The sequence below is a fragment of the Bradyrhizobium sp. 186 genome (genome assembly GCF_023101685.1).
Lineage (GTDB): Bacteria > Pseudomonadota > Alphaproteobacteria > Rhizobiales > Xanthobacteraceae > Bradyrhizobium.
In genome coordinates this window covers 818,294-830,802 of sequence record NZ_CP082164.1, presented here as the reverse complement: position 1 = coordinate 830,802, position 12,509 = coordinate 818,294, and the positions used below count along the sequence as shown (strand labels likewise).

Annotated in this window: 10 protein-coding genes; 9 read left to right on the top strand and 1 reads right to left on the bottom strand. The window is 63.1% G+C overall.

Translation table 11 applies throughout. The features are described from left to right. The 6 genes from IVB18_RS03755 (at position 1) to IVB18_RS03730 (ending at position 8,049) form a co-directional block, all read left to right on the top strand. The gene (locus tag IVB18_RS03755; RefSeq protein ID WP_247987997.1) at positions 1-1,020 is read left to right on the top strand and encodes a branched-chain amino acid ABC transporter permease; all 1,020 of its coding nucleotides are present in this window, start codon (positions 1-3) and stop codon (positions 1,018-1,020) included. Positions 1,021-1,060: 40 nt separating this feature from the next. Further along, positions 1,061-2,296 carry an ABC transporter substrate-binding protein gene (locus IVB18_RS03750; protein WP_247987996.1) on the top strand — a complete coding sequence of 412 codons (1,236 nt, stop codon included), beginning with the start codon at positions 1,061-1,063 and terminating at the stop codon, positions 2,294-2,296. 117 nt (positions 2,297-2,413) lie between these two features. After that, complete coding sequence (locus IVB18_RS03745) at positions 2,414-3,640, top strand: ABC transporter substrate-binding protein (RefSeq protein ID WP_247987995.1); 1,227 nt, start codon at positions 2,414-2,416, stop codon at positions 3,638-3,640. Positions 3,641-3,907: 267 nt separating this feature from the next. Next, entirely contained in the window at positions 3,908-5,137 is a 1,230-nt protein-coding gene (locus IVB18_RS03740) for an ABC transporter substrate-binding protein (RefSeq protein WP_247987994.1), read from the top strand. 181 nt (positions 5,138-5,318) lie between these two features. Further along, a complete protein-coding gene (locus IVB18_RS03735) occupies positions 5,319-6,548 on the top strand; it encodes an ABC transporter substrate-binding protein (protein WP_247987993.1) in 1,230 nt (409 codons plus the stop codon). A 217-nt stretch (positions 6,549-6,765) separates the two neighbouring features. Then, a complete protein-coding gene (locus IVB18_RS03730) occupies positions 6,766-8,049 on the top strand; it encodes a glycerate kinase (RefSeq protein WP_247987992.1) in 1,284 nt (427 codons plus the stop codon). Positions 8,050-8,172: 123 nt separating this feature from the next. On the opposite strand, the gene IVB18_RS03725 is transcribed toward IVB18_RS03730, so the two are convergent. Continuing rightward, a complete protein-coding gene (locus IVB18_RS03725; RefSeq protein ID WP_247987991.1) occupies positions 8,173-8,682 on the bottom strand; it encodes a MarR family transcriptional regulator in 510 nt (169 codons plus the stop codon). A 171-nt stretch (positions 8,683-8,853) separates the two neighbouring features. Between IVB18_RS03725 and IVB18_RS03720 the strand changes: the two genes are divergently transcribed. From IVB18_RS03720 to IVB18_RS03710, 3 genes are read left to right on the top strand one after another with little or no spacing between them, the layout of a single operon-like run. Continuing rightward, a complete protein-coding gene (locus tag IVB18_RS03720) occupies positions 8,854-9,894 on the top strand; it encodes a branched-chain amino acid ABC transporter permease (protein WP_247987990.1) in 1,041 nt (346 codons plus the stop codon). A gap of 6 nt (positions 9,895-9,900) precedes the next feature. After that, complete coding sequence (locus tag IVB18_RS03715) at positions 9,901-11,670, top strand: branched-chain amino acid ABC transporter ATP-binding protein/permease (protein WP_247987989.1); 1,770 nt, start codon at positions 9,901-9,903, stop codon at positions 11,668-11,670. Further along, positions 11,667-12,398, top strand: a complete 732-nt coding sequence (locus IVB18_RS03710; RefSeq protein WP_247987988.1) for an ABC transporter ATP-binding protein — start codon at positions 11,667-11,669, stop codon at positions 12,396-12,398. Before IVB18_RS03715 ends, IVB18_RS03710 begins: the two co-directional genes overlap by 4 nt. Positions 12,399-12,509: the final 111 nt, after the last annotated feature.

Genomic DNA, 12,509 nt, shown 5'->3' with positions numbered 1-12,509 from the left:
ATGAGCGCTGCAGAAGAAGTCGTTGCAGAAGGCCACCAGGCGGTCGAGGCCGTTCCGAAGCGGGCGATGACGCTGGGCACCGGCACCTCGCTGGTGGTGCTCGCGGCGCTGCTCATCATGCCCGTCTTCGTCAAGAACTTCATCATCTTCCAGATGACGATGCTTCTGATCTACGGGCTCGCGGTGCTGGCGCTGAACATCCTGACCGGCGGCTCCGGCCAGTTCTCGCTCGGCCAGAGCGCGTTCTACGCCGTCGGTGCCTATACGACGGCGGTGCTGATGGAGCACTTCAACATCAACTACGCCCTGACCCTGCCGATCGCCGGCGTGGTCTGCTTCGGCTTCGGCTTCCTGTTCGGGCAGCCGGCGCTGCGGCTCTCCGGCGTCTATCTCGCGCTCGCGACCTTCGCGCTGGCCACCGCCATGCCGCAGCTGTTGAAGCTGAACTTCCTCGAGCACTGGACCGGCGGCGTGCAGGGCCTCGTCGTCACCAAGCCCGATGCGCCGTTCGGCCTGCCGATGTCGCAGGACATGTGGCTGTACTACTTCACGCTCGTCGTCGTGATAGCGATCTACATCTTCTCGGTGAACCTGCTGCGCTCCCGTTCGGGCCGCGCCTTCATGGCGATCCGCGACAACGAGATCGCCGCGTCTGCCATGGGCGTCGACGTCGCGCTATACAAGACGCTGGCCTTCGGCGTGTCCGCGGCCGTCACCGGCATCGCCGGCTCGCTCGGCGCCATCGCGGTACAGTTCGTCGCGCCCGACAGCTACACCATCACGCTCGCGATCTCGCTGTTCCTCGGCATGGTCGTCGGCGGTGTGGGCTGGCTGCCCGGCTCGATCGTCGGCGCCGCTTTTATCATCTTCGTGCCGAACATCGCGGAGGGCATCTCCAAGGGCCTCTCCGGCGCCGTGTTCGGCGTGCTCTTGTTCCTCGTCATCTACCTCGTGCCGCACGGCGCAAGGCAGGTCGCGATTCTGGGCCAGCAGCTCGCCGGCAGGCTCAAAAAGAACTGAAAAACTCTCATCAAGACTCTCATCAACGAAGGAGACCCAATTGCTTCTTGGAAGAACACTGCGAGCCGCCGCGCTGGTCACGGCAACGGCGGCCATCACTTTCAACTCCGGCGCGGCATTTGCCCAAAAGAAATACGACACCGGCGCTTCCGACACCGAGATCAAGATCGGCAACATCATGCCGTACAGCGGTCCGGCGTCGGCCTACGGCATCATCGGCAAGACCGAAGAAGCCTATTTCAAGATGATCAACGACAAGGGCGGCATCAACGGCCGCAAGATCAACTTCGTCACATATGACGATGCCTACTCGCCGCCGAAGGCAGTCGAGCAGGTCCGCAAGCTGGTCGAGAGCGACGAGGTGCTCGCCGTGTTCAACCCGCTCGGCACGCCCTCGAACAGCGCGATCCAGAAATACCTCAACGCCAAGAAGATCCCGCAGCTGTTCGTCGCGACCGGTGCCACCAAGTGGAACGATCCGAAGAACTTCCCCTGGACCATCGGCTGGCAGCCTTCCTACCAGAGCGAAGCGCAGATCTACGCGAAATGGCTGCTCAAGGAGAAGCCGGACGCGAAGATCGCGATCCTCTATCAGAACGACGATTTCGGCAAAGACTACCTCAAAGGCACCAAGGACGGTCTCGGCGCCAAGGCCTCGTCGATGATCATCATGGAGGAGAGCTACGAGGTCTCCGAGCCGTCGATCGACGGCCACATCGTCAAGATCAAGGCCGCCAATCCGGATGTGCTCCTGATCTACACGACGCCGAAATTCGGCGCCCAGACCATCAAGAAGACCGCGGAGCTTAGCTGGAAGCCGCTCCAGATCATCACCAACGTGTCGGCCTCGGTCGGCAGCGTGATGAAGCCGGCCGGCTTTGAAGCGTCCCAGGGCGTGCTATCGGCGGCCTATGCCAAGGATGGCGCCGATCCGCGCTGGAACGACGACCCCGGCATGAAGAAGTGGTCCGAGTTCCTCGACAAGTATGTGCCTGGCGCCGACAAGACCGACACCAGCGTGGTCTATGGCTATGGCGCAGCGCAGACGCTGGCCAAGGTACTGGAGATGTGCGGCGACGATCTCACCCGCGCCAACCTGATGAAGCAGGCGGCGAGCCTGAAGGACTTCGCTCCGGACACCTTGCTGCCCGGCGTAAAGGTCAACACCGGTCCGAGCGACTTCGCCCCGATCAGCCAGCTCCAGGTGCAGCGCTTCAAGGGCGAGAAATGGGAACCGTTCGGCGAGATCCTGAGCGGCGACGTCGCTCCGGAATAATTCGCTGACGCGATAGTCCCGGTAAAAGCCCCCGCGAGCGATCGCGGGGGCTTTTTGTTGACGTCAGGCGTCAATCTTGTTCAATGCGGCGCCGATCGAACTCGGGGTAGGAGAACAATGACTGCCGTTCATTTTCAGGTTGCGGCCCTTTCGGCCGTGGTCGCGTTGTGCACTGCGATGAGCAGCCCGGTGCTTGCGCAAAAGAAATACGACAGCGGCGCTTCCGATACCGAGATCAAGATCGGCAACATCATGCCCTATAGCGGCCCGGCCTCCGCCTATGCCGCGATCGGCAAGACCGAGGAAGCCTACTTCAACAAGATCAATGCCGAGGGCGGCATCAACGGCCGCAAGATCAAATTCATCTCTTATGACGACGGCTATTCGCCGCCGAAGACGGTGGAACAGGCGCGCAAGCTGGTCGAGAGCGACGAGGTGCTGCTGATCTTCGGCTCGCTCGGCACCTCCACCAACGGCGCCATCCGCAAATACATGAACGAGAAGAAGGTGCCGCAATTGTTCGTCGCGAGCGGCGCCTCCAAGTGGAACGATCCCAAGCAATATCCGTGGACCATGGGCTGGCAGCCAAGCTACGCCAGCGAGGCGCGGATCTACGCCAAGTACATCATGAAGGAGAAGCCCGACGCCAGGATCGCCGTGCTTTACCAGAACGACGATTTCGGCAAGGACTACCTGAGAGGACTGAGGGACGGCCTCGGCGCCAAGGCGTCGATGATCGTGCTCGCGGACAGTTACGAGACCTCGGAGCCGGCGATCGACGAGCACGTCGTGAAGCTGAAGGCCGCGGGCGCCGACGTCTTCATCAGCATCACCACGCCGAAATTCGCGGCGCAAGCGATCAAGAAGGCGGCCGAGATCAACTGGCATCCGATGCACATCATCTCCAACGTCTCGGCGTCGGTCGGCGGCGTGATCGAGCCGGCGGGCTACGAGATCTCGCAAGGCGTGCTGTCGGCGGCCTACACCAAGGACGGCTCCGACCCGCAGTGGAACGCCGATGACGGCATGAAGAAATTTTATAACTTCCTCGCGCAATATGATCCCATGGCCAACAAGCTCGATGCCGCCGTGGTGTTCGGCTACGCGGCCGCACAGACCATGGTGAAGGTGCTCCAGATGTGCGGCGACGACCTCACCCACGAGAACGTCATGAAGCAGGCGGCGAGCCTGAAGGATTTCGAACCCGATACGCTGCTGCCCGGCATCAGGATCAACACCGCGCCGGACAATTTCGCCCCGATCGAGCAGCTCCAGATGATGCGGTTCAAGGGCAAGAAATGGGAGCTGTTCGGCGACATCATCTCGAGCGAACTCAGCCACTAGCTAACGCGTCGCGAATTTGCGCAACTAAAAATTGTTCTGCGCGACAACATCAACTCAAGCTCAGCTAACTGCAAAGCCCGAGCGGCGCCTCGCAGATCGGATATTCCGCATTACTCCGACAAAATCGGGCCCTGCAACAGCTCCGCAGGGAGCGTTTCTGTTGCTGGATAGCCGCGGGGGGTATTGAATGCGGCCAGGAGCGGCGCAAACGACCGCACCCAATCAAAAACAATCGACACATTCACCCGGGGCTCTAGGGAGATCACGATGCGTGCTATCCACGTGCGATTGGGGGCCTTCTCGGTTGCCCTCGCGCTGGCTGCTACGTTATCCACGGCAGCAACTGCGCAGAAGAAATACGACACCGGCGCCTCAGACACCGAAATCAAGATCGGCAACATTATGCCCTATAGCGGTCCCGCGTCCGCTTACGGCGTGATCGGCAAGACGGAAGAAGCTTATTTCCGCAAAATCAATGCGGAGGGCGGGATCAACGGCCGCAAGATCACCTTCATCAGCTATGATGACGCCTACTCGCCACCCAAGACGGTCGAGCAGGCGCGCAAGCTCGTCGAGAGCGACGAGGTGCTGTTGATCTTCCAGTCGCTGGGCACGCCGTCGAATTCCGCGATCCAGAAATACATGAACTCGAAGAAGGTACCGCAGCTGTTCGTCGCTACCGGCGCCACCAAGTGGAACGATTCGCAGAACTTCCCCTGGACCATGGGTTGGCAGCCCAACTACCAGAGCGAGGCACGCATCTACGCCAAGTATATCCTCCAGAAGATGCCGAACGCCAAGATTGCCATCCTCTATCAGAACGACGATTACGGCAAAGACTACCTGAAGGGCATGAAGGAGGGGCTTGGCGCCAAGGCGGCTTCGATGATCGTCGCCGAAGAGAGCTACGAGACGTCCGAGCCAACCATCGACTCCCACATCGTGACGCTGAAGGCAACCGGCGCCGATGTCTTCTTCAACATCACCACGCCAAAATTCGCCGCCCAGGCGATCAAGAAGAACGCCGAGATCGGCTGGCATCCGACGCACTTTCTCAACAACGTCTCGGTTTCGATCGGCAGCGTGATGAAGCCGGCCGGCTTCGAGGCCTCGCAGGGCATCGTCTCCTCGAACTACTACAAGGATCCGACCGATCCGCAATGGAAGGACGATCCGGCGATGAAGGCCTGGAATGAGTTCCTCGACAAATACTATCCCGAAGCCAACCGCGCGGATTCGGCGGTGATGTACGGTTACATCGTCGCCCAGGGCCTTGTGCACGTGCTCAAAGCGTGCGGTAACGATCTGACGCGTGCGAACGTCATGAAGCAGGCGGCCAGCATCAAGGACTTCGAACCTGCCGGCCTCTTGCCGGGCATCAAGGCCAATACGGGTCCCACCGACTTTGCTCCGCTGTCCCAGTTGCAGCTCATGCGCTTCAAGGGAGAAAGCTGGGAGCTGTTCGGCGACGTCCTCAGCGGTGACGTCAGCGGCTGAGGACAGCACAGCCCCAGGGTGACTACGAAAAGAAGTGACTACTAAAGAAGCAGTCCCTGCGACGTCGTCGCAGGGGCTTTTTCTTGATGCTGCAACGCAAATCGTATTCAATTGCTGCCGCGTCGCCAAGAAACCCAGAAAAAGAATGACGCACACACATCAAAAAAATAGGGAGATTGGAATGCCCGCTGTCACCGGCAAATTTGCGGCCGCGTCCATTGCGCTCGCAGTCTTCGCAGCCTCGACCAGTGCCGCACTTGCCCAGAAGAAATACGATACGGGCGCGACCGATACCGAGATCAAGATCGGCAACATCATGCCCTACAGCGGACCCGCCTCCGCCTACGGCATCATCGGGCGGACCGAAGCCGCCTATTTCAAGAAGATCAACGAGGAAGGCGGCATCAACGGCCGCAAGATCAACTTCATCTCGTATGACGATGCCTACTCGCCGCCGAAGACGGTGGAGCAGGCCCGCAAGCTGGTCGAGAGCGACGAGGCGCTGTTCATCTTCAACTCGCTCGGCACGCCGCCGAACTCGGCGATCCACAAATACATGAACTCGAAGAAGGTGCCGCAACTGTTCGTCGCCACCGGCGCCACCAAGTGGAACGATCCGCAGAACTTCCCCTGGACCATGGGCTGGCAGCCCAACTACCAGAGCGAAACGCAGATCTATGCGAAGTGGCTGTTGAAGAACAAGCCCGACGCCAAGATCGCCGTGCTGTTCCAGAACGACGATTACGGCAAGGACTATCTGAAGGGCCTGAAGGACGGCTTAGGGGCCAAGGCGGCCTCGATGATCGTCATCGAAGAGAGCTATGAGACATCGGAGCCGAGCGTCGACAACCACATCGTCAAGCTGAAATCGACCGGCGCCAACGTCTTCATGAACATCACGACGCCGAAGTTCGCAGCCCAGGCGATCAAGAAGAACGCGGAGATCGGCTGGAAACCGCTGCACTTCCTCAACAACGTCTCGGCCTCCGTCGGCAGCGTGATGAAGCCCGCCGGCTTCGAGAACGGCCAGGACATCATGTCGGCCGACTATCTGAAGGACGTGTCGGATACCGAATGGGCCAACGATCCCGGCATGAAGGACTTCCTGGCCTTCATGACCAAATACTTCCCCGACGGCGACAAGCTCGATAAGGGCACCATCGTCGGCTATGCCGTGGCGCAGACGCTGGTCCAGGTCTTGAAGCAGTGTGGTGACGATCTCACGCGCGAGAACATCATGAAGCAGGCCGCAAGCCTGAAGAACTTCCGCACCGAGGCGCTGCTGCCGGGCATCCAGATCGGCACCGGGCCGAACGACTTTGCGCCGATCAGCCAGCTCCGGCTCGAGAGGTTCAAGGGCGAACGCTGGGAGCTGTTCGGCGATGTGATCAGCGCCGACGTCGGCGGCTAGCCGCGCGCAACTTGTAACGACCAAAGCCCCCAGCGAGACCATCGCAGGGGGCTTTGGCTTGCGTACCGATTATGATCACGCGATTGCACAATCGAATGATGGCAAAGCCTGCTTACGCTTTGGCGCATGATGCGGTAGGCAGGTGATCGGCGAGTTTGTCGCCAGTCTGTTCCGTCTGCCCAAGAGTCTGCTCAAGAGTTTGCCGAAGGCTATCGTCATGACCGACCGACGCCCCCTGCTCCGCGCGCTCTACGACGCGGCCGTTGCCGCCGCCCATCCCGAAATGGTGCTGGCGCCGCATCTGCGGCCCGCTCCGAAGGGACGCGTGATCTGCCTCGCTGCCGGCAAGGGTGCTGGCGCGATGGCCGTGGCCGCGGAAAGGCATTATCTCGACACGCTCAAGCTCGCGCCGGAACGCCTGCTCGGCATCGCCACCACGCGCCACGGCCACGGCCTGCCGACACGGCGCATCCGGGTGGTCGAGGCCGGCCATCCCGTGCCCGACGAAGCTGGCCTCAAGGGCGCGGCCGATACGCTCGAACTGGCAAAACAGGCCGGGCCCGACGATCTCCTCCTGGTGCTGCTCACCGGCGGCGGCTCGGCGAACTGGATCGCGCCGGTCGAGGGCATCAGCTTTGCGCAGAAGCAGGCGGTCAACAAGGCGCTGCTGCGCTCGGGCGCGCCGATCGGCGAGGTCAACACGGTGCGCAAGCATCTGTCGCGGATCAAGGGCGGGCGGCTCGCACGCGCCGGCAAGAATGCCGCAGAGATCATGACGCTCGCGATCTCCGACGTGCCGCATGACGACCCTTCCGCGATCGCCTCCGGCCCTACCGTGCCGGATCCGACCACGCTGGTAGATGCGCGCGCGCTCGTGGCGAAGTACCGGCTCGACATCGACGACGCCGTGCGCCGGGCGCTCGACGATCCCGACAATGAAAGCTGCAAGCCGGGCGACGCCGCCTTTGCGCGCGCACATTTCGAATTGATCGCACGCCCGAAGCAATCGCTCGATGCCGCGGTGAAGCTCGCCAGGGACGCCGGTTACGAGACGATCGATCTCGGCGCCGATCTCGAAGGCGAGGCGCGCGAGGTCGCCGCCGATCACGCCAGGCTTGCGCTGCAAGCCCGCGCGCAGGGCAAGCGTATCGCAATCCTCTCCGGCGGCGAGCTCACGGTGACCGTGCGCGGCAATGGCCGCGGCGGCCCCAACCAGGAATACGCGCTGGCGCTCGCGGACCTGCTGAAGGACACGACCGGCATTTCGGCGCTCGCCGGCGACACTGATGGCGCCGACGGCGGCGCCGGCAAGGCGACCGATCCCGCCGGCGCGCTGATCGACACAACGACCTTTGCGAAGATGACGGCGCAGGGGCTGGAACCGCAAGCCTATCTCCACAACAATGACGCGACGACATTCTTCGAGGCGACCGGTGACCTCTTGCTGCCCGGCCCGACGCTGACCAACGTCAACGACATCCGGGTGATTCTGGTGGATTGAGGTTCAGGCCTCTCATCCGTCATGGCCGGGCTTGTCCCGGCCATCCACGCGCCGCCACGCCTGAGGAAAGGCGTGGATGCCCGGGACAAGCCCGGGCATGACGCCGGAGAATGTAGGTCCCTCTCAAAACTCGTTGGCGATCTTCGACAGCATCTCGATCAGGGCTCCGCGATTGGCGGGGCCCAGCAACTCGTTGAGCCGCGACTCGTGCTTGCTGGCGACGAGCTTTTTCGCCCGCGCCAGCACGGCCTTGCCCTTGTCGGTCAGCACCAGGATGTGCGAGCGGCGGTCGTTGGTGGAGCGGATCCGCGCGCAGAGGTCGCGGCTCTCGAGATTGTCCAGCATGGCCACGAAGTTCGGGCGCAGGATGCCCAGCGTGGAGGCGATCTCGGTCTGATTGCGCCCCGGATTCTTCTCGACCAGCAGCAGCACGGAGAACTGCGCCGGCGTGAGCTGGAGCGAGGCCATGCAGCGCAGGAAGTTCTCGAACACCTTGAGCTGCGCACGCTTCAGCACATAGCCCAGCTGTTCGGAGAGTTCGCCGAGCTGGAGGGCTTCGGACGGCCCTTCGCCCGCGTCCTTGCGACCCTTGGTCGCCTCCGCGGATTTTTCAGCGCTCTTGGAAACGGTCATCGCCTCATGCTCGCAATCCCGTTAAGTTCGGGAGGATCGTTCGCCCCCCTTGAAGTTATATTTTATAATTGTTATAGATCATATCAAATATCGTCAGCGTTTCAATGACTGTTGACGGACCATCCACCGCAATCGGGGGACAGGTCCGGATTTGAGGGGGAGCGTCCGGCCTTGAACACCACCATCATGCTGTTCCTGCTACAGGACGGCATCACCAATGGCGCGATCTATGCGCTGCTCGGCTTGGCGCTGGTGCTGGTGTTCGCCGTCACCCGCGTCATCCTGATCCCGCAGGGCGAGTTCGTCACCTATGGCGCGCTGACCTATGCCTCGCTGGCCGCCGGGCAGATGCCGGGCACGGCAAAGCTCGCGCTCGCCATGGGCATCGGCGCCTTCGCGTTCGACCTGTTCGCGGCACGCAGGGCGCTGCATGCGCGGCTGATCGTGCGCGCCTTCCTCACCAACATCGTGCTGCCGGCCATCGTGCTGGCGGTGACGCTCTATTTCGCCGGCCAGAAGCCGCCCGTGGCGGTCTGCATCGCGCTTTCGCTGGTGATCGTCGCGATGATCGGCCTGTTTCTCTACCGCATCGCGTTCCAGCCGCTGGCGCACACTTCCGTGCTGGTGCTGCTGATCGCCTCGGTCGGCGTCCATCTGGCGCTGCAGGGACTGGGCCTGCTGTTCTTCGGCGCCGAAGGCCAACGCGGGCCTGCCGTGCTGTCCGGCGCGTTCACCGCGGGCTCGCTGCGCTTCACCGGCCAGAGCATCACGGTCTACGGCATCACCATCGCCTTCATCGTCGGGCTCTGGCTGTTCTTCGGCCTGACGCTCTACGGCAAGGCTTTGCGCGCAACCGCCGTCAACCGGCTCGGCGCGCGGCTCGTCGGCATCCGCACCACCCTGTCGGGCCAGATCGCCTTCCTGCTCGCCTCCGTCATCGGCGCGCTCTCGGGCATTTTGATCGTGCCGATCACCACGCTCTATTACGACAGCGGTTTCCTGATCGGCCTGAAGGGCTTCGTCGCCGCGATCATCGGCGGCCTCGTCAGCTATCCCTTGACGGCGGCCGCCGCGCTCTTCGTCGGCATCGTCGAGGCGTTCTCGTCCTTCTACGCCTCCAACTACAAGGAGGTGATCGTTTTCATGCTCTTGATCCCCGTGCTGCTGCTGCGCTCGCTCGCTGCCCCCGCGGTCGAGGAAGAGAAGGACTGACGCGCGATGCAGAGCCGGCTTCCCATCCTCATCTTCGCGCTCGTGATGGCGGCGATCCCGTCTGTCCCCGGCATGCCCCCGTTCTGGATCGTGCTGCTCGACAATATCGGCCTCACCGCCCTCGTCGCGATGGGCCTCGTGCTGCTCACCGGCGTCGGCGGCCTGACCTCGTTCGGACAGGCGGCCTTCGTCGGCTTCGGCGCCTACACCACGGCGGTGCTGTCGACGACCTATGGCCTGTCGCCCTGGCTGACCTTGCCGCTGTCGCTGCTGGTCAGCGGGTTGTTGGCGGTGCTGCTCGGCCTGGTCACGGTCCGCCTCTCCGGCCATTATTTGCCGCTCGGCACGCTGGCCTGGGGGCTCGGGCTGTTCTATCTGTTCAGCAAGCTGGAATTTTTGGGCCGCAATGACGGCATCTCGGCGATTCCACCGCTGTCGATCGGCTCGTTCAGGATGCTCGATCCCGGCTCGATCTATTACGCGATCTGGGTTGCCGTGATCCTCTCGGCGCTGCTCACCATGAACCTGCTGGATTCCCGCACCGGCCGCGCCATTCGCGCGCTCCGGCGCGGCCATGTCGCCGCCGAAGCGTTCGGCGTGCAGACACCGCGTGCGAAGCTTCTGGTGTTCATCCATGCTGCAGTGCTCGCCGGCCTCTCCGGCTGGCTCTATGCCCACCTCCAGCGCGCGGTGAACCCGACGCCGTTCGGCGCGCAAGCCGGCATCGAATATCTCTTCATCGCGGTCGTCGGCGGCGCCGGCTATGTCTGGGGCGGCGTGCTGGGCGCGGCGATCGTCGTGGTCGTGAAGGAGGTGCTGCAAAGCTACCTGCCGCTGATCCTGCCCGGCTCCGGCCAGGTCGAAACCATCGTGTTCGGCATCATGCTGGTGGCGCTGTTGCAGCTGGCTCCCGGCGGCGTCTGGCCCTGGCTGATGTCGCTCCTGCCCGAGCGGTCCGGCGGCAGGAAGCCGGACACCTCGCTGAAGCTCGAGGCGCGCGCCCGCGCTTCGGGCCAATCCGGCGTCCTGCTCCAGGTCGAGAAAGCACGAAAACAGTTCGGCGGCGTCATCGCGGTCAACAACGTCTCCTTCGACGTGCAGGCCCGCGAGATCGTCGCGTTGATCGGACCGAACGGCGCCGGCAAGAGCACGACGTTCAACCTGATCACCGGCGTGCTGTCCGCGACCTCCGGCTCGATCTCCGTGCTCGGCAAGAAGGTCGACCGCGCGCCGCCGCAGGAGATCGTCAAGCTCGGCATCTCGCGCACCTTCCAGCACGTCAAGCTGGTGCCTGACATGACGGTGCTGGAGAATGTCGCGATCGGCGCGCATCTGCGCGGCCATTCGGGGCCGATTGCCTCGATGCTGCGGTTCGACCGCGCCGACGAGGCCAAGCTGCTTGCAGAAGCCGCACGCCAGATCGAGCGGGTCGGGCTTGGCGAGCAGATGCATCAGCTCGCCGGCTCGCTGTCGCTCGGGCAGCAGCGCATCGTCGAGATCGCGCGTGCGCTGTGCGTCGATCCGATGCTGCTGCTGCTCGACGAGCCGGCCGCCGGCCTGCGCCACATGGAGAAGCAGCGGCTCGCGACGCTGCTGCGCGAATTGCGCGACGGCGGCATGAGCGTGCTTCTTGTCGAGCACGACATGGGTTTTGTGATGAACCTCGCCGACCGCATCGTGGTGCTCGATTTCGGCACCAAGATCGCGGAGGGCACGCCCGCCACCATCAAGACCAATCCCGAAGTGATCAAGGCCTATCTCGGAGTGGCGGCATGAGCGCGCTGTTGTCCGTCACCGACGCGCATGTCGCCTACGGCAAGGTCGAAGCGGTGCGCTCGGTCTCGCTCGAGGTCGGCGCGAACCAGATCGTCACCATCGTCGGCGCCAACGGCGCCGGCAAGACCACGCTGCTGTCCGCCATCATGGGCATTTTTCCGCTGAAGGGCCGCGTCAGCTTTGCCGGGCAGGACCTGGCGCGGCTCGACATCGAGGACCGCGTCGCGATGGGGCTGGGGCTTGTCCCAGAGCACCGCGAGCTGTTCGTGACCATGAATGTCGAGGACAATCTCGAGCTCGGCGCCTTCCGCATCGAGAAGAGCAAGGCGAAGGCCTCGATGGAGCGGGTCTACACCCTGTTCCCGCGGCTGAAGGAGCGGCGCAAGCAGCTTGCCGGCACGCTCTCCGGCGGCGAGCAGCAGATGCTCGCGATGGGCCGCGCGCTGATGGGCGCCCCGAAACTCCTGATGCTGGACGAGCCGAGCCTGGGCCTCGCGCCGATCATCGTCGCCGACATCTTCCGCATCGTCACCGAGCTCCGCGCCAGCGGCGTCTCCGTCCTGCTGGTCGAGCAGAACGCGCAGGCCGCGCTGAAGATCGCGGACCAAGCCTATGTGATGGAGCTCGGCGAGTTCGTGCTCAGCGGGAAGGCAAGCGACGTCGCTGCAAACGAACGCGTCGCGGCGAGCTATCTCGGCTTCCAGCACGAAGGCGCGAGTGGGTTGTAGTCGCCGCAAACTCCACTTCCCTTCTCCCCTTGTGGGAGAAGGTGGCGCGAAGCGCCGGATGAGGGGTTCTATCGGCGAGCTCAATTGTGAGAGCCTAACTCGCGGAGAGCG

What these genes read in the sequence shown, in the direction of transcription:
- IVB18_RS03735 (WP_247987993.1), top strand. Translation starts at nt 5,319, where the DNA reads ATGCCCGCTGTCACCGGCAAATTTGCGGCCGCGTCCATTGCGCTCGCA.
- IVB18_RS03755 (WP_247987997.1), top strand. Translation starts at nt 1, where the DNA reads ATGAGCGCTGCAGAAGAAGTCGTTGCAGAAGGCCACCAGGCGGTCGAG.
- IVB18_RS03725 (WP_247987991.1), bottom strand. Translation starts at nt 8,682, where the DNA reads ATGACCGTTTCCAAGAGCGCTGAAAAATCCGCGGAGGCGACCAAGGGT.
- IVB18_RS03730 (WP_247987992.1), top strand. Translation starts at nt 6,766, where the DNA reads ATGACCGACCGACGCCCCCTGCTCCGCGCGCTCTACGACGCGGCCGTT.
- IVB18_RS03745 (WP_247987995.1), top strand. Translation starts at nt 2,414, where the DNA reads ATGACTGCCGTTCATTTTCAGGTTGCGGCCCTTTCGGCCGTGGTCGCG.
- IVB18_RS03740 (WP_247987994.1), top strand. Translation starts at nt 3,908, where the DNA reads ATGCGTGCTATCCACGTGCGATTGGGGGCCTTCTCGGTTGCCCTCGCG.
- IVB18_RS03715 (WP_247987989.1), top strand. Translation starts at nt 9,901, where the DNA reads ATGCAGAGCCGGCTTCCCATCCTCATCTTCGCGCTCGTGATGGCGGCG.
- IVB18_RS03710 (WP_247987988.1), top strand. Translation starts at nt 11,667, where the DNA reads ATGAGCGCGCTGTTGTCCGTCACCGACGCGCATGTCGCCTACGGCAAG.